This window comes from Ruegeria sp. C8 (assembly GCF_056537565.1).
On the sequence record NZ_JBQFRV010000001.1, the window covers coordinates 270,929 to 287,005 of the forward strand.

The 16,077-nt window shown below is 59.3% G+C and carries 16 protein-coding genes; 12 read left to right on the forward strand and 4 right to left on the reverse strand.

The window, feature by feature from the left end:
• Positions 1-124 precede the first annotated feature (124 nt).
• The 6 genes from ACR0KL_RS01385 to lexA all read left to right on the forward strand — a co-directional run bounded on the left by ACR0KL_RS01385 (position 125) and on the right by lexA (position 4,950).
• Positions 125-706: an aminodeoxychorismate/anthranilate synthase component II gene (locus tag ACR0KL_RS01385; protein ID WP_170659780.1), complete on the forward strand. Its 582-nt coding sequence runs from the start codon at positions 125-127 to the stop codon at positions 704-706.
• Positions 703-1,722 carry an anthranilate phosphoribosyltransferase gene (trpD, locus tag ACR0KL_RS01390; RefSeq protein WP_170676120.1) on the forward strand — a complete coding sequence of 340 codons (1,020 nt, stop codon included), beginning with the start codon at positions 703-705 and terminating at the stop codon, positions 1,720-1,722. Before ACR0KL_RS01385 ends, trpD begins: the two co-directional genes overlap by 4 nt.
• On the forward strand, positions 1,719-2,531 hold the full coding sequence (gene trpC, locus ACR0KL_RS01395) for an indole-3-glycerol phosphate synthase TrpC (RefSeq protein ID WP_170676121.1): 813 nt from the start codon (positions 1,719-1,721) through the stop codon (positions 2,529-2,531). The genes trpD and trpC overlap by 4 nt, the downstream gene beginning before the upstream one ends.
• Positions 2,531-3,004 (forward strand): cyclic pyranopterin monophosphate synthase MoaC, encoded by a 474-nt coding sequence (gene moaC, locus ACR0KL_RS01400; protein ID WP_170676122.1) that lies wholly within the window; start codon positions 2,531-2,533, stop codon positions 3,002-3,004. The genes trpC and moaC overlap by 1 nt, the downstream gene beginning before the upstream one ends.
• Positions 3,001-4,173 carry a molybdopterin molybdotransferase MoeA gene (locus ACR0KL_RS01405; protein WP_170676123.1) on the forward strand — a complete coding sequence of 391 codons (1,173 nt, stop codon included), beginning with the start codon at positions 3,001-3,003 and terminating at the stop codon, positions 4,171-4,173. The genes moaC and ACR0KL_RS01405 overlap by 4 nt, the downstream gene beginning before the upstream one ends.
• Positions 4,174-4,251: 78 nt before the next feature.
• On the forward strand, positions 4,252-4,950 hold the full coding sequence (gene lexA, locus ACR0KL_RS01410; protein WP_170548481.1) for a transcriptional repressor LexA: 699 nt from the start codon (positions 4,252-4,254) through the stop codon (positions 4,948-4,950).
• Here the strand turns inward: lexA and ACR0KL_RS01415 are convergent.
• A complete protein-coding gene (locus ACR0KL_RS01415; RefSeq protein WP_170676124.1) occupies positions 4,944-6,995 on the reverse strand; it encodes a ComEC/Rec2 family competence protein in 2,052 nt (683 codons plus the stop codon). The two genes, lexA and ACR0KL_RS01415, sit on opposite strands and share 7 nt — an antisense overlap.
• 78 nt (positions 6,996-7,073) lie before the next feature.
• On the opposite strand from ACR0KL_RS01415, the gene gltX reads away from it, so the two are divergent.
• From gltX to ACR0KL_RS01430, 3 genes are all read left to right on the forward strand, one after another.
• Entirely contained in the window at positions 7,074-8,474 is a 1,401-nt protein-coding gene (gene gltX / locus ACR0KL_RS01420) for a glutamate--tRNA ligase (protein ID WP_480776570.1), read from the forward strand.
• Positions 8,475-8,598: 124 nt separating this feature from the next.
• Positions 8,599-9,894, forward strand: a complete 1,296-nt coding sequence (gene gltA, locus ACR0KL_RS01425) for a citrate synthase (protein ID WP_170676126.1) — start codon at positions 8,599-8,601, stop codon at positions 9,892-9,894.
• Between the two features lie 229 nt (positions 9,895-10,123).
• A complete protein-coding gene (locus tag ACR0KL_RS01430) occupies positions 10,124-11,017 on the forward strand; it encodes an autotransporter outer membrane beta-barrel domain-containing protein (RefSeq protein ID WP_480702661.1) in 894 nt (297 codons plus the stop codon).
• A gap of 8 nt (positions 11,018-11,025) precedes the next feature.
• Here the strand turns inward: ACR0KL_RS01430 and ACR0KL_RS01435 are convergent, their stop codons facing one another.
• On the reverse strand, positions 11,026-12,093 hold the full coding sequence (locus ACR0KL_RS01435) for a PA0069 family radical SAM protein (RefSeq protein WP_170659643.1): 1,068 nt from the start codon (positions 12,091-12,093) through the stop codon (positions 11,026-11,028).
• Between the two features lie 255 nt (positions 12,094-12,348).
• On the opposite strand from ACR0KL_RS01435, the gene ACR0KL_RS01440 reads away from it, so the two are divergent.
• The gene (locus ACR0KL_RS01440; protein ID WP_170373819.1) at positions 12,349-13,047 is read left to right on the forward strand and encodes a corrinoid protein; all 699 of its coding nucleotides are present in this window, start codon (positions 12,349-12,351) and stop codon (positions 13,045-13,047) included.
• Positions 13,048-13,155: 108 nt separating this feature from the next.
• On the forward strand, positions 13,156-13,815 hold the full coding sequence (locus ACR0KL_RS01445) for a DUF1638 domain-containing protein (protein WP_170676128.1): 660 nt from the start codon (positions 13,156-13,158) through the stop codon (positions 13,813-13,815).
• A gap of 2 nt (positions 13,816-13,817) precedes the next feature.
• Here ACR0KL_RS01445 and ACR0KL_RS01450 read toward each other — a convergent pair whose 3' ends face one another.
• Positions 13,818-14,228: a SufE family protein gene (locus ACR0KL_RS01450; RefSeq protein WP_170659781.1), complete on the reverse strand. Its 411-nt coding sequence runs from the start codon at positions 14,226-14,228 to the stop codon at positions 13,818-13,820.
• A 138-nt stretch (positions 14,229-14,366) separates the two neighbouring features.
• Here ACR0KL_RS01450 and ACR0KL_RS01455 point away from each other — a divergent pair, with 138 nt between their 5' ends.
• On the forward strand, positions 14,367-14,894 hold the full coding sequence (locus ACR0KL_RS01455) for a hypothetical protein (protein ID WP_170676129.1): 528 nt from the start codon (positions 14,367-14,369) through the stop codon (positions 14,892-14,894).
• Between the two features lie 4 nt (positions 14,895-14,898).
• Here ACR0KL_RS01455 and rnd read toward each other — a convergent pair whose 3' ends face one another.
• Complete coding sequence (rnd, locus tag ACR0KL_RS01460) at positions 14,899-16,056, reverse strand: ribonuclease D (protein WP_170676130.1); 1,158 nt, start codon at positions 16,054-16,056, stop codon at positions 14,899-14,901.
• Positions 16,057-16,077: the final 21 nt, after the last annotated feature.

Consider the following 16,077-nt stretch of genomic DNA (forward strand, 5'->3'; position numbering starts at 1 on the left):
CGTGTCAAGAACGGGATGTCCTCTTGACGCTGCCTCACAAGCCTGAGCATGTATGTCCGGACATTATACCGTGGCCCGGGGCTGCATCGCCAGCCTGAAATGCCCAAGCGAAGACAAGTGCCAAATGCTGCTGCTGATCGACAACTACGACTCGTTTACCTACAACCTGGTGCATTATCTGGGCGAACTTGGGGCCGAAATGGTCATTCGCCGAAATGATGCGCTGGACGTGCAAGAGGCCATGGCGATGAATCCCGCCGGTATCCTGCTGAGCCCCGGACCCTGCGACCCGGATCAGGCGGGCATCTGTCTTGCCCTGACCGAAGCTGCGGCCGAAACCAAAACTCCGCTTTTGGGTGTCTGCCTGGGGCATCAGACCATCGGGCAATCCTTTGGCGGCAAGGTCGTGCGCTGCCATGAGATCGTGCATGGCAAGATGGGCACCATGAACCACACCGGCAAAGGTGTTTTCGCCGGGCTTCCTTCACCCTTTGAGGCCACGCGCTATCACTCGCTGGTGGTTGAACGCGAGAGCCTACCCAACTGCCTCGAGATCACGGCAGAGCTGGAAGACGGCACCATCATGGGTCTGCAACACAAAGAGCTGCCCATCCACGGCGTCCAGTTCCACCCGGAATCCATCGCTTCCGAGCATGGCCACGCCCTGCTAAAGAACTTCCTGCAAGAGTTGAAAGTCCCCGCATGAGCGACGCCCTGAAACCGCTGATCGGAGCGTCCGCCGACCGCCCCTTGACCCGTGCCGAGGCCGAGCAGGCCTTTGCCATCCTCTTCGACGGCGAAGCCACGCCCAGCCAGATTGGCGGTCTGTTGATGGCGATGCGCACGCGTGGCGAGACGGTCGAGGAGTACGCCGCCGCCGCCGCCGTGATGCGCGCCAAATGTAATGCGGTGAACGCACCCGACGGCGCGATGGACATCGTCGGAACGGGCGGTGACGGCAAGCACACCCTCAATATCTCCACCGCGACGGCCTTTGTGACTGCCGGGGCCGGTGTGACGGTCGCCAAACACGGCAACCGCAATCTCAGCTCGAAATCGGGGACCGCTGATCTGCAGTCGCAGATGGGGATCAACGTGATGGTCGGCCCTCAAGTGGTTGAAAAGGCGCTGAATGAAGCCGGTATCTGCTTCATGATGGCCCCCATGCATCACCCTGCGATCGCTCATGTCATGCCCTCGCGACAAGAGCTTGGAACCCGCACGATCTTCAACATTCTCGGGCCATTGACCAACCCTGCAGGCGTGAAGCGTCAGCTAACCGGTGCCTTCACGCGCGAGCTGATCCGTCCTATGGCCGAAACGCTGGGTCTGCTGGGGTCCGAGCGCGCGTGGCTGGTACATGGTTCAGACGGCACGGATGAACTGACAATCACCGGCATCAGCTGGGTCGCCGCTTTGGAAGACGACCGCATCAAGGAGGTCGAACTGCATCCCGAAGATGCTGGCCTGCCCGTCCATCCGTTCGAAGACATCGTCGGCGGCGCACCCGAAGACAACGCCGTCGCGTTCCGCGCTCTGCTCGACGGCGCGCCCTCGGCCTACCGCGATGCGACGCTGTTGAACGCGGCGGCCGCTCTGGTCGTGGCTGATGCCGCGTCAGATCTGCGCGAAGGTGTTGAAATGGCTGCTGAAAGCATCGACAGTGGCAAAGCAAAAGAAAAAGTTACCGCACTAGCGCGGATCACACAGGAAGCTGCATGACCGAGACCGTTCTGGACAAAATCAAAGCCTACAAGCTGGAAGAAATCGAAGCGGACAAGGCGCAAAAATCCCTGGATGAGCTTGAAAGCGAAGCCAGGAGCGCACCCGAGGTTCGCGGCTTTGCCGAAGCTCTGCGTAAAGCCGCCCGGTCTGGCTATGGCCTGATTGCCGAGGTGAAAAAGGCCAGCCCGTCCAAAGGTTTGATCCGTCCCGACTTTGATCCGCCGCTTCTGGCGAAGGCCTATGAAGAAGGTGGTGCGGCTTGTTTGTCGGTTTTGACGGATACGCCCAGTTTCCAAGGTGCCAAGGAATACCTGACCGCCGCACGTGCCGCGACCAACCTGCCTGCGCTGCGCAAGGATTTCATGTATGACCCTTATCAGGTGGTCGAAGCACGCGCTTTGGGCGCTGACTGCATTCTGATCATCATGGCCTCGGTCGAGGACAGTCAGGCCGCCGAGTTGGAGCAAACGGCGTTTGACTGGGGCATGGACGTCCTGATCGAGGTTCATGATCAGGAAGAGTTAGAGCGCGCAACGGAACTCAAGAGCCCGCTGATCGGGATAAATAACCGCAATCTCAAGACCTTCGAGACCACTCTGGATACAACGCGCCGCCTGTCCAAGTTGGTGCCTGGAGATCGCACCATCGTCTGTGAAAGCGGCTTGGGTACACCCGAGGATCTGGCGGATATCGCTCGTTACGGCGCGCGCTGCTTTCTGATCGGTGAAAGCCTGATGCGGCAGGATGACGTTACCTCGGCCACCCGCCACATCCTCTCCAACCCGCTGATACCCGGGGTGATGTGATGCCTCTCACCCATTTTGATGCGCAGGGACAGGCTCATATGGTCGATGTCTCGGAGAAAGAGGTGACCGACCGCGTGGCCGTGGCCGCCGGCCACATCAAGATGGCCCGAGAAACCTTTGATTTAATTTCAGAAGGTCGCGCCAAGAAAGGTGACGTACTGGGTATCGCACGGCTTGCGGGAATCATTGGGGCCAAGAAAACTCCGGACCTGATCCCGCTTTGCCACCCTCTGCCGGTGACCAAGGTCGCGGTCGAGTTGACGCTTGATCCCGACCTGCCCGGCGTTCAGATTGAGGCGACCGTCAAGACCTCGGGCCAGACAGGCGTTGAGATGGAGGCCCTGACCGCCGTCTCGACAGCGGCGCTGACGGTCTATGACATGACCAAGGCGGTCGACAAAGCGATGGAGATCGGCGGCATTCGCTTGTTGTTGAAAGACGGCGGTAAATCAGGGCGTTACGAAGCGACATGATCACTGTCGAAGACGCCCGCGCCCTGCTTTTTGATCTGGTTGAGACCCTTCCCGTAGAAACCGTCCTTCTGGCCGAGGCCGCAGGTCGTGTCCTGTCGCAGGACGTGAGCGCAACGCGCGATCAACCGCCTTTCGCGGCCTCATCCATGGATGGCTATGCAGTCAAAGCGGCCGAGGTCGAATTGCACGCCATGTTCAAACTGGTGGGTGAATCGGCAGCCGGAAACCGCTTTGACGGCGTGGTGGGTCCGGGTCAGGCCGTGCGGATATTCACCGGCGCGCCGGTGCCGGAAGGTGCTGATTTCGTTGTGATTCAGGAAGATGTTGATCGTAAGGGCGACCTGATCACCATCAGCGACGATCCCGGCCAAAAGACCAACATCCGACCGGCGGGCATTGACTTCACAAAGGGCACCACAATCACCGCCCCGCGCGTGATCCGCCCCGAGGATATGGCGCTTATGGCGGCGATGAATATCCCTCAGGTCCCCGTGACGCGGAAACCTCAGATCGCGTTGATCTCGACCGGGGATGAGTTGGTGATGCCCGGAGAGGTTCCGGGTCCGGATCAGATCATCGCGTCCAATACGTTCGGCCTGAAGGCGCTGTTGGAGCGTGAGGGCGCGCATGTTCGCATCCTCCCCATCGCGCGGGATACCGCATCGTCGCTGGAAACCGCCTTTGGGCTGGCCAAAGGTGCGGATCTGGTGGTCACGATCGGAGGCGCCTCTGTCGGCGACTATGATCTTGTTTCTGACGTCTCCGAGGCGTTGGGCATGGATAGGTCCTTCTACAAAATCCGTATGCGACCCGGAAAACCTCTGATGGCGGGTCGCATGGGGGATGCAGCGATGGTCGGACTGCCTGGAAACCCTGTGAGCGCAATGGTTTGCGGCTATTTGTTCCTTGTTCCTCTGGTACGGCGGATGCTGGGGCTGGAGGCCATTCTCAACCCGTTCAAAACGACCGTATTGACGGAACCGCTTGCAGCCAATGGTCCGCGTGAACACTACATGCGCGCTGTTTTCGATGAAAACGGCATTCGGGCCTGCGCGGATCAGGACAGTTCTTTGCTGAGCGTTCTGGCCGACGCCAATGCTCTGCTGATGCGCCCGCCTCAGGATCCGGCCTTGCCCGTAGGGGCCAAAGTTCAGTACCTGCCGCTGTAGAACATCCTCAAAATCGTTGACACAAAACGTGAACATGCGTAGAACAAATGCAAACGCATAAGCGACGAGGTATGAGCGATGCTGACCAAGAAGCAGCTGGATTTGCTGGAATTCATCCACAAACGCGTACAAGCAGACGGCGTTCCGCCCAGCTTTGACGAAATGAAGGCGGCGTTGGACCTTCGATCCAAATCCGGCATCCACCGACTGATCACAGCGCTTGAAGAACGCGGCTTTATCCGGCGTCTGGCGCACCGCGCCCGCGCGATTGAGATTGTCAAACTTCCAGAGAGCTTAGGCGGAGAGCCCACGGCGGGCTTCACCCCCCGCGTGATCGAGGGCGACAAGCCCGAAGGCCCGCGCCCTGCCAATTTCGAGCCGGTTTCGGTCGACGCGATGGAACTGCCGGTTATGGGCCGGATCGCAGCCGGTGTGCCGATCGAGGCGATCAGCCATGTCTCACACCGCGTGGCGGTGCCCGGCCCGATGGTCTCGGGTCAAGGGTCGCATTACGCGCTTGAGGTCCGCGGAGATTCGATGATCGACGCCGGGATCAACGACGGCGATGTTGTGGTGATCCGCGAAACCTCAACCGCAGACAATGGCGATATCGTTGTTGCTCTCGTCGAGGATCAGGAGGCGACGCTGAAACGGTTCTTCCGCCGTGGCAAAGCCATTGCGCTGGAGGCCGCGAACCCCGCCTATGAAACCCGCGTTCTACCGCAGGAAAAGGTCAAGGTTCAGGGCCGTCTGGTCGGGTTGATCCGGACCTACTGATTGTCCGTTTTCGCGCGGGTCCCCGTGGCTTTCGGGGACCACAGCCGGTTGCCGGATATGTCGGCGCTTGAGGTCATTTTCCCGCCTGAAATTGACAGGCTTCCGGTTTCATACAGCCGGTCCGGGTCGAAGATGGTGCAACCTCCACTAAGTTTCAGATCGACCGAAGACACAATGATCTGACCGGTTTTGCATTCGTCAAACTCAAGCGCCGCGCGTTTGCCGGTGAGGTGGATCACCTCGGCCCCGGTTAGAGCGATCCTTTGAACCCGATCCGCATTGCCAGGCCATCGACTGGCCGCCTGCCCTTGCGTCAGACCGTCTCCGTCATTCTCAAGCCAGACCGTGGCCACGAATCCACTGCCCTTTTCTTTGCTGAGCGCGCGGCCCTCTCTGGTCAAGACGCCGACCAGCCCACCGGATTCGGCGATCAGAACCTCAGGCCGACTGTCCGAGGTCCAAAGCGCGAAAGCCACGACCACCGGAGCCACCCCGACCCATCGCGCACGGCCCTGCCACAAAGCCAGCCAAAGCGCCCCTAACGCGATCATGGGCAGAACAAACCATGGCGGGCCGACCACATAGCCCTGAGATCCGTCCAACCCGGACACCCAGTTCGCGATCATTAATATCCAACGCAGTCCAAGCCCCATGACCTCAAGCGCGATCCACTCCAGCCCGAAAGGTGCCAACAGCGCCGAGACAACGGCTGCGGGCACGACGATGAACCCCATGACCGGCACGGAAAGCAGATTGGCCAGCAGGCCGTAATGCGACATCGTATTGAAATGCGCAGCTCCGATAGGTGCGGTTGCAAGGCCCGCGATGGCAGAGGACATCAGAAGGCCAATAGCGGCTTTGGACCATTTCGGCCCCGGCATCGGCCCAAAATCACGCAGCGCTCCGAACACAGCGACCAGAGCGGTGGTCGCCGCGAAAGACATTTGAAAGCCGGGGCTGAGCAGGGTTTCGGGGCGAAGGGTCAACACGATCAATGCAGCCACCGCGACGGCCCTCAGCGAAATGGCGCGCCGGTCGATCAGAACTGCTCCGAACATGACGCTGACCATGACAAAGGCCCGTTCGGTCGCGACATTGCCGCCGGACAGCATCAGGTAAATAACGGCGGCCAACAACGCACATCCAGCGGCGAGTTTGCGGACGGGTACACGGAGGGCCAGCGCGGGGATTGCAGACAATCCAACGCGGCAGACCATGAAGACAAACCCGGTCAGAAGCCCCATATGCAGGCCCGATATCGCCAACAGATGCGCTAGATTTGACGCGCGCAGCGCATCGAGCGTGTCCTGCCCCATGCCGCTGCGGTCGCCTGTTGTAACAGCGGCTGCGAACCCGCCGACCTCACCCGGAAGATGGGCCCGCACGTGGTCTGAGATTGCCATGCGAATGGCCGTGACCCGAACGCCCTTCACCGCGTCCTGCGGCGGCGCGATGGTCATCACCGGTACCCGGGTGTACCCAACGGCACCCAGTCCCTGAAACCAGGCGTGACGACGGAAATCGAACCCTCCGGGCTCGACAGGGCCTTGCGGCGGGGACAGATGCGCCGTGGTCATGATCCGTTGTCCCGGCGCGATGGGCCCGACCTGGGAATGAACGGAAAGACGGATGCGCTGCGGACGTCGGTGCTCTGGCACGTCCCCTACCCGCACCTGATCCAACGTCAATCGCAGCGCATCCGAGGCGGAGCGGTCCATGGCAACGACCCTCCCCTCGACAGGGCCATAGTATCGCCACGACAGAACCGGTTCCGCCACCATGTGGGCGCGGGCACCTGCCAGCAGAAAGCCAGCCGCCACCAGCGCCCCCCCGATTGCCAACGCGCCCCATCCGGCGGGCAACACACGACCCAAGCCGATCAAAGCCAAACCTGCGACGGCCAAACCCAGGTACAAAGGCCCCTCAGGTTCGAACCGCAATCCGAAATAGAGACCGATCCCAAGGGCCAAACACACCGGAGACCACGGAAACAAAAACCCGATCTGGTTCAGCAGCGCCAACCGGATCTGTGCGAGAACGCGCATGGTTGCCCCCGTCCTTGAGGCTCGTTAGACAGGCGCCAAGCTAAGCCCATCGCGGTTACCAAAAGGTTAATCAACACAATGTCCGATCAGGTCGTCACCCGTTTCGCCCCTTCGCCTACCGGTTTTCTTCACATTGGCGGCGCGCGCACTGCGCTGTTCAACTGGCTCTATGCGCGTGGACGCGGCGGTAAGTTCCTGTTGCGGATTGAGGACACGGACCGCGAACGTTCGACCCCTGAGGCCACGGCGGCCATCCTGCAAGGGATGGAGTGGCTAGGTCTGGATCATGACGGAGATGTCATCAGCCAGTTCGAAGGGGCTGCGCGCCACGCCGAGGTGGCGCATCAGCTTCTGGCCGAAGGCAAAGCCTACAAATGTTTCTCGACTCAGGACGAAATCGCGGCCTTTCGTGAGCAGGCGCGGGCCGAGGGTAAATCGACCCTGTTCCGCAGCCCGTGGCGCGATGCTGATCCGGCCACGCATCCGGATATGCCCTTCGTGATCCGCATCAAGGCCCCGCAAGACGGTGCCACCGTGATCCGTGACCAAGTGCAGGGTGACGTTACCATCCGGAACGACCAGTTGGACGACATGATTCTGCTGCGCTCGGATGGGACACCGGTCTATATGCTCGCGGTTGTGGTGGATGACCACGACATGGGGGTGACCCATGTGATCCGGGGTGACGATCACCTGAACAACGCTGCGCGCCAGATGATGATCTACGAGGCGATGGGCTGGGATGTTCCGGTCTGGGCCCATATCCCACTGATACACGGGCCCGACGGCAAGAAGCTGTCGAAACGTCACGGGGCCCTCGGCGCGCAGGAATATCAGGCGATGGGCTACCCCGCCGCAGGGATGCGCAACTATCTGGCCCGGCTCGGCTGGAGCCACGGCGACGACGAGTTCTTTACCGATGAACAGGCCAAAGAATGGTTCGATCTGGGCGGAATCGGCAAAAGCCCGGCGCGGTTCGATCTGAAAAAGCTCGAGAACCTGTGCGGCCAGCATATTGCGATCTCAGATGATGCTGCGCTGCGGCGTGAAATCGAAGCCTACTTGGCGGCGGCCGACCTGCCACCTCTCTCAGAAACACAATCCAGTGATCTGGAAAGCGCGATGTATTGTCTCAAGGACCGCGCTCGGACTTTCCCGGAACTGCTTGAAAAAGCGCATTTTGTACTGACCTCGCGCCCCATCGAGTGCGATGAGAAAGCCCAAAAGGCGCTGTCATCTGTATCCGATGGTATACTGAGTGAATTGACGCCGCAGCTGCAAAATGCTAGCTGGTCCCGGAACGAGCTGGAGGAGGCTCTGAATTCCTTTGCAGAAGCAAAGGAGGTCAAGTTCGGTAAGCTGGCAGGCCCGCTTCGGGCGGCATTGGCGGGTCGGGCAGTCACTCCTTCGGTTTTTGACATGATGCTTGTGCTGGGGCGCGATGAAACCCTGGCGCGGCTTTCTGAAGCAGCGGATTAAACCCAATCTTCATATTCGGGTAACGCTGCACCGCTAACACACCCGGGCTGCGCGCCCGCGCGCAGCCATTGCCCGCAGGTCAGGGCAATGAACTGACCTGCGCACAAATGAAGAAGGGACAACCATGACTGATAGCAATAAGACAGCAACTCTGACCGTCCATGGCAAAGAGTATGAGTTGCCCGTTCACTCTCCAACTGCCGGGCCTGATGTTGTCGATATTCGCAAGCTTTACGGTCAGGCAGGTGTGTTCACCTACGATCCCGGCTTTACTTCGACTGCCAGCTGCGACAGCACCATCACCTATATCGACGGCGACAAAGGTGAGCTGCTGCACCGCGGCTATCCGATTGATCAGCTGGCCGAGAAATCCCACTTCCTCGAAGTCTGCTACCTGCTTCTTTACGGAGAACTGCCGGGCGCGAACGATCTCGAAACATTCGAATCCACGATCACGCGTCACACCATGCTGCACGAGCAGATGCAATATTTCTACCGCGGCTTCCGTCGCGACGCGCACCCGATGGCCATCATGGTCGGTGTTGTCGGCGCGATGTCGGCCTTCTATCACGATTCGACCGACATCTCGGACCCGCATCAGCGTGAGGTCGCCTCGCACCGCCTGATCGCCAAGATGCCGACGATTGCGGCCTGGGCCTACAAATACCACACAGGTCAGCCCTTCGTGTATCCGCGCAACGATCTGGACTATGCGTCGAACTTCCTGCGCATGTGCTTCAGCGTTCCGGCCGAAGAGTATGAGGTGAACCCGATCCTCAGCCGTGCGATGGATCGCATCTTTACCTTGCACGCGGATCACGAACAGAACGCCTCGACCTCGACCGTGCGTCTGGCATCGTCTTCGGGTGCGAACCCGTTTGCCTGTATCGCCGCCGGTATCGCCTGCCTCTGGGGTCCGGCGCATGGTGGTGCGAACCAGGCTTGCCTTGAGATGCTGGAAGAGATCGGCACCGTCGATCGTATCCCCGAATACATAGCCCGCGCCAAGGACAAGAACGATCCGTTCCGCCTGATGGGCTTCGGTCACCGGGTTTACAAAAACTTCGATCCGCGTGCGAAGGTCATGAAGCAATCGGCGGATGAAGTGTTGGATCTGCTGGGTGTCGAAAACAACCCCAAGCTTCAGGTCGCAAAAGCGCTGGAAAAACAGGCGCTGGAAGATCCGTATTTCGCCGAGAAAAAGCTGTTCCCGAACGTGGACTTCTATTCGGGCATCATCCTCGAGGCGATGGGCTTCCCAACCTCGATGTTCACACCGATCTTCGCCCTGTCGCGCACTGTTGGCTGGGTTAGCCAGTGGAAAGAGATGATCGCCGATCCTCAGAACAAGATTGGCCGCCCGCGTCAGCTGTATCTAGGCGAAACACTCCGCGACTACGTGGATATCGAAAAGCGTTGAACCGCGCGTCAAACCAAACAGAACCAAGGCTCCGGACGTTCTCCGGGGCCTTTTTTGATCCTGAGTTGTTGTAGCGCTGCGTCACTTGCCCCGTCGGTTTTTGCACCTGCTTCTCTCAGCCTAAGACCATGGATATGGTCTCGTGAAATTGTAGAAACCCTGTGTTGCGATGGTATGTCGGTTCCTTCAAATAGCCTTTCTGGCGTTCTTTGCCTTTCCGGCGTCTGGCTTGGCGCAAGGGATTCTTGAGGACATTTTCAAACAGATCCAGCGCGAAAACGCGGCGGGTTCTCTGGCGATTTTAGGCCTTGCTGGCATCCCTGATGACTCAGCCAGTGCGATCTCGCTGCAATCGAACACGGGAAACCGCGAGTACGACTTCAAATCCGCGCAATTGGGCGGGGGCTTTCGGCTGAGCGAAGGCGTACCCATCTACCTTGAAGGCTATATCGGCTATGCGCGCTATGACCCGGTCCTGTTCTTCTCTGGCTCCGGCGAGACCACCACGTTGCCACTCAAATGGACAAGCGCCGCTGTAACAGGCGGTATCGGCTACCAATTTGACTTGGGAGAGCGATGGAAACTGACGCCCATGGCGCATATCTCGATCGGGCGCACCCAATCTGACACGTCAGTCGCCGCTCAAGTGATCGCCGAGCGGCTTGGCATAGAAGCTGATTTCCTCGAAAGCGGCGGTCTCTGGGCCGGAGGTGCGGGCGGTTCGCTGACGCTGGATTACGCACGCCCTCTGACCAATGACCGAGAGTTCGAGATGAGCCTTCGCTACACGCATATCGAATACTGGCCCATTGGTGACGACGAAGACCTCCTCGTGCAATCGACGGCTGCAAATGCAGTGCTTTGGTCACGGTACCGGTTTCCGACAGGCGGTCGGATGTTTGGCCGACCGGTACGTTGGGTCGGGGATCTGTCTATCTCTTACCTGGCCGGGGATCAGTCGATTGTTCTGGGCACAGATTGGCTGGCCCGCGTCGGCGGCGGGATCGAGGTTGATCTGTCCGACACCTGGGTGCCATGGGTGAGTACCACACGGATCATGGTCCGCTACTATGGCAGCGACACGGTCAACGGGTTCACAGCCGGGATCGGTATCAGTTTCTGACGCGCGACCTAAAACAGGCTCATCTGATCGCCCGGCTGCGCAGGTTTTGCGAAAAGATCGCGACGCAGTTCGTCGGACTTCACCTTCAGGCCCAAACGTTTAACGGCTACCTTGAAGCGCTTTGAGATCAATTCGGCATACTCGCCTTCTCCCCGCATCCGGTGACCCCAGCGCGGGTCATAGTCGCGACCTCCATGCATCTCGCGCAGCCGCGTCATGACCTTTTCGGCCCGCGCGGGTTCATGTTCGGCCAGCCAGTCCTGCCACAGCACCGAAACCTCTCGGGGTAGGCGCAACATGATCCAGCTCGCGGTGTCGGCACCGGCCTCATGCCCGGCCTCCAGCAGAGCCTCCAGTTCATGATCGGTTAGCCCGGGCACAACGGGCGAGGTCATTACCCGCACCGGCACCCCTGCCCCGGTGAGACGTCGAATGACCTCCAGCCGCCGTTTGGGAGACGGCGCGCGCGGCTCCATCCGGCGAGAGAGGCCCGCGTCCAAGGTTGTTAGGGATATCCCGACCCGAACTAGACCCTGCGCGGCCATGGGGGCAAGAATATCCAGATCCCTCTCGATCAGGGTCCCTTTGGTCACGATCGCTACGGGGTGGTTGAAATCCCTCAGAACCTCAAGACAGGCCCGCGTGATCCCGCGTTCTTTTTCAACGGGTTGATAAGGGTCGGTGTTGGTGCCCAAGGCAATCGGCGCGACTTTGTAGGACCGTGCGGACAATTCCTTGCGCAGTACCTCGGCTGCATTGCCACGCGCGGTCAAACGGGTCTCAAAATCCAGCCCTGCCGACAGTCCAAGGTAGGCATGACTGGGCCGCGCAAAGCAATAAACGCAGCCATGTTCGCACCCCCGATACGGGTTGATCGAGCGGTCGAACGGCAGGTCGGGAGAGCGATTATAGGTGATCACACTGCGCGCCACCTCGTCCCGGACCTCGGTCCTCAGAAGCGGTTGGTCTTCTTCGATGTCCCAGCCGTCATCCGTTTGGACCGTGGCAAGTTTTTCAAAGCGACCCGCGTCGTTGGATGCGGTCCCCCGAGCGCGGATATTGGTTTGAGGTTGCATTTGTTCACCATACGTTCTCATACTATAGGTAAGCGAATACTGAACGCGAGGCAACCACCCCCTGTTTTAGCTAACCTGAGCCAGACACAGGATGATCATGCATATTATTCTGTCGCCCGATGCCGATTTTTGACATAAACGTCGGTCCCGAAACCGCCGAGGTCGCAATCGTCACAGTAAATCTGCGACGTTTTGGCCAAAACGAAAAAAATGCCACCCCGGACCAAGGGTCCGCACAGCTCAGGAAAACACCCCATGTCCGACGAAGAAGACATCATCCTGTCCGAACTGAACGACGAAGAGCTTGTTGAACAGATGTTCGACGATCTCTACGACGGCTTGAAAGAAGAGATCGAAGAAGGCACCAACATCCTTCTCGAGCGCGGCTGGACCCCCTACGACATCCTGACCAAAGCTCTGGTCGGCGGCATGACCGTGGTTGGCCACGACTTCCGCGACGGTATCCTGTTCGTGCCCGAGGTTCTGCTGGCCGCCAACGCCATGAAGGGCGGTATGGCGATCCTGAAGCCTCTGCTGGCTGAAACAGGCGCACCGCGCGTGGGCAAGATGGTCATCGGCACCGTGAAGGGCGACATCCACGACATCGGCAAGAACCTTGTTTCGATGATGATGGAAGGCGCTGGCTTCGAAGTTGTAGACATCGGCATCAACAACCCGGTCGAGAACTACCTGGAAGCGCTGGAAAACGAACAGCCCGACATCCTGGGCATGTCGGCCCTGCTGACCACGACCATGCCTTACATGAAGGTTGTGATCGACACGCTGGTCGAGCAAGGCGTTCGCGATGACTACATCGTTCTGGTCGGCGGCGCACCGCTGAACGAAGAGTTCGGCAAAGCCATCGGCGCTGACGCATATTGCCGTGACGCGGCTGTGGCTGTTGAGACCGCTAAGGACTTCGTCTCGCGCAAGCACAACCAGCTGGCGGGATAAGAACACCGTTTCTGTTCTGAAAGGGCCGCTCGATTTCGGGCGGCCTTTTTGTTTCAAGCCGCGTTTTCGGGCAAAATCACCCGGACCAGCCAGCCAGAGGACTCCGGAATGTCACAGAACCAGCATCCCGATGACGCCCGTCTAACGACCGATGGATATGACGAAACCGGCAAGGGGCGTATCCTTTTGCTGGCCTGCGGGGCCTTGGCGCGCGAGATTCTGGACCTCAAGAACCGCAACGGCTGGGACCATATGGACCTGACCTGCCTACCCGCGATCCTTCATGTCCACCCTGAGAAGATCACTCAGGCCGTTGAAGATGCGATTGCCAAGCATCGTGAGCAGTATGATCAGGTCTTCGTCGTCTACGCGGATTGCGGCACCGGTGGCCTGCTACAGCAGGCCTGCGACCGGCTTGGTGTCGAGATGGTCAAGGGCCCGCATTGCTATTCGTTCTTCGAAGGGAATGAAGCCTTTGCCGCACAGGGCGAGGACGAGACAACCGCCTTTTACCTTACCGATTTTCTGGCCCGGCAGTTCGACGCATTTGTCTGGAAACCGCTGGGTTTGGATCGCCATCCCCAGCTGCGAGACATGTATTTCGGGAACTACACCAAACTGGTCTATCAGGCCCAAACGGATGATCCCGCGCTAACGGCGCGCGCGCAGGAATGTGCCGAGCGTATGGGACTGGATTTTGAGCGCCGCTTGACCGGCTATGGCGATCTGGAAACCACGCTAACCGATTGGGCGACTAGAACGCGCTGACGCTACGCTTTTTCCTGCGCGACTTCGCGGATGCGTTCGATCATCGCCCTCAGACCGTTCGACCGCTGAGCGGACAAGTGGTCATTCAGGCCCAGCCGCGCCAACTCTCCGCCGGCGTCGACCTTGATCACCTCAGCAACCGGCAAGCCGTTGTAAAGAAGACGTAAAACCGCAATCAGACCACGAACGATCAGCGCATCGCTATCCCCATCGAAACGAAACACGCCGCCATCGATCATAGGGTGCAGCCACACCTGGCTGGCGCAACCGTCCACTTTGGTGGCTGGAACTTTGAGCGCATCGTCCAGCGGCTCCATCGCTTTGCCCTGCTCGATCACATGGCGATAGCGGTCCTCCCAATCTTCGAGGAACTCGAAGTCTTCGACAATTTCTTCAAAGGCGGGCGTTGCCATGGCGCGGCGGTCCTTCTGTTTCATTCACAATTGTGACCTATGCCGACGATAGCCACCTGTCCAGCCCTCGCCGTGGCTTTTCAAGGCAAGGAAATTGCGCTAACCCATTGCGTGAATGACTGTTAAAGCCGTGGGTCCATGCAAAAATCACTGTCTCTTCTTATCATCGCCGCGTTGACCCTGTCTGCCTGCAACAGCTGGCGCAATTCTCGAGCGAACCCGTCGAACTGGTTCGGATCCAGCCAGCCCGCCCCAGTCGAAACAGCCCCGGTAGACGAGGCCTATGCGCTGGTGCCAAGACAAAGCGATGGCATCGGCCTTTTTGACCGTCCCATAGAAGAAGACACCAGTGTTCCAATTGCAAAAATTGACGAACTGCGGATCGACGCAACACCGACCGGAGCGATTGTCTATTCTTCGGGCACGGCGCAACGCCAAGGCGCGTTCAACGCCCGTCTGGTGCCCGTGAATTCGGAGGAAAACCAGAAGAACGCCGTGATGGAGTTCACCTTCCTAGTGAATTACCCCAAGGCGCAGACTGCGCAGGGTACAGAGCGTTCGCGCATGGTCTCCGACGCCATCAACGTCTCCCGGCAAGAGCTAGAAGGCATCCGTCTGGTCCGCGTGGTTGGGCAGCAAAACGCCTTGGAATCGCGTCGCCGCTAAGCGATCAGAGGGGCACGACCTTCACGTTTTGCCCCATTGCAGCCAGTGCGATCTTGCCTTCGCACAGCTTCAGAGCATCCTCACCGAACACCTCGAACCTCCAGCCGGTCATTGAGGGAAGGCCGCGCTCGCCCGCTGCGATCTGGTCCAGTTCGGCGCTGGTGGCGATCAGCTTTGCCGCCACGCCCGAGCTTTCGGTTTTCGATTTCAGCAGCACCCGCAACAGATCAGCCAGCGCTGGGTTCACCTTCAGTTTGTCGCGGCTCGTGTCGACCTTGGGCAGCTGTTCGAGTGGGCAGTTCACACCCTTTTTAACGGCCGCCAGAATGCCTTCCGCAATTGCCCCTTTGCGCGCCTCTCGCAGCAGTAGGCGCGAGCCGCCAAGGTCCGATGGCGTTTTGGGTTTAGTTGAGGCCAGTTCGATCAGCGCGTCATCTTTGAACACGCGGTTGCGCGGGATGTTGTTGTCCTGTGCGTGAGTTTCGCGGAACTGCGCCAACTCCCGCACAACCGCCAGAAACTTGGCCGAGTTCGTCCGCGTTTTAACACGCTTCCAAGCATCCTCGGGCCGGATGTCATAAGTGCCGGGCTGGGTCAGGATGCGTAGTTCCTCGGACACCCAATGGCTGCGCTTGGTTTTCTCAAGCTCGGCCGCGAGATGTTCGTAAATCTTGCGCAGATGGGTCACATCGGCCAGCGCATAGGTCTTTTGCGCATCTGTCAGAGGACGCCGCGACCAGTCGGTAAAGCGCGAGGTTTTATCCACCCCCTGCTTGCAGATCTTGCGCACCAGCGTCTCATAGCCGACCTGTTCACCAAAGCCGCAGACCATCGCGGCAACCTGCGTGTCAAACAGCGGGGTCGGGAATACATGCGCATCGACCCAGAAGATCTCAAGGTCCTGACGTGCGGCGTGGAACACCTTGACCACGCTCTCATTCCGGAACAGCTCATAGAGCGGCTCAAGCGAGATACCTTCGGCCAGTGGGTCAACCAGAACGGCACTGTCTTCTTCCTCGGAGGGGACGGCCAATTGCACCAGACATAGTTTTGAATAGTAGGTCCGCTCGCGCAGAAATTCTGTATCTACAGTGACATAGGGAAAGGCAGCAGCAGCCCAGCAGAAATCAGCCAGCTCTTGCGTCGTTGTCAGAGTTCTCATGCGCCGTACTATTCTTGTTCT

Coding starts and splice junctions, on each gene's coding strand:
- ACR0KL_RS01385 (WP_170659780.1), top strand. CDS start 125: ATGCTGCTGCTGATCGACAACTACGACTCGTTTACCTACAACCTGGTG.
- ACR0KL_RS01450 (WP_170659781.1), bottom strand. CDS start 14,228: ATGGCAACGCCCGCCTTTGAAGAAATTGTCGAAGACTTCGAGTTCCTC.
- gltX (WP_480776570.1), top strand. CDS start 7,074: ATGTCCGATCAGGTCGTCACCCGTTTCGCCCCTTCGCCTACCGGTTTT.
- ACR0KL_RS01415 (WP_170676124.1), bottom strand. CDS start 6,995: ATGCGCGTTCTCGCACAGATCCGGTTGGCGCTGCTGAACCAGATCGGG.
- lexA (WP_170548481.1), top strand. CDS start 4,252: ATGCTGACCAAGAAGCAGCTGGATTTGCTGGAATTCATCCACAAACGC.
- ACR0KL_RS01435 (WP_170659643.1), bottom strand. CDS start 12,093: ATGCAACCTCAAACCAATATCCGCGCTCGGGGGACCGCATCCAACGAC.
- ACR0KL_RS01440 (WP_170373819.1), top strand. CDS start 12,349: ATGTCCGACGAAGAAGACATCATCCTGTCCGAACTGAACGACGAAGAG.
- gltA (WP_170676126.1), top strand. CDS start 8,599: ATGACTGATAGCAATAAGACAGCAACTCTGACCGTCCATGGCAAAGAG.
- trpC (WP_170676121.1), top strand. CDS start 1,719: ATGACCGAGACCGTTCTGGACAAAATCAAAGCCTACAAGCTGGAAGAA.
- trpD (WP_170676120.1), top strand. CDS start 703: ATGAGCGACGCCCTGAAACCGCTGATCGGAGCGTCCGCCGACCGCCCC.
- moaC (WP_170676122.1), top strand. CDS start 2,531: ATGCCTCTCACCCATTTTGATGCGCAGGGACAGGCTCATATGGTCGAT.
- rnd (WP_170676130.1), bottom strand. CDS start 16,056: ATGAGAACTCTGACAACGACGCAAGAGCTGGCTGATTTCTGCTGGGCT.
- ACR0KL_RS01455 (WP_170676129.1), top strand. CDS start 14,367: ATGCAAAAATCACTGTCTCTTCTTATCATCGCCGCGTTGACCCTGTCT.
- ACR0KL_RS01405 (WP_170676123.1), top strand. CDS start 3,001: ATGATCACTGTCGAAGACGCCCGCGCCCTGCTTTTTGATCTGGTTGAG.
- ACR0KL_RS01445 (WP_170676128.1), top strand. CDS start 13,156: ATGTCACAGAACCAGCATCCCGATGACGCCCGTCTAACGACCGATGGA.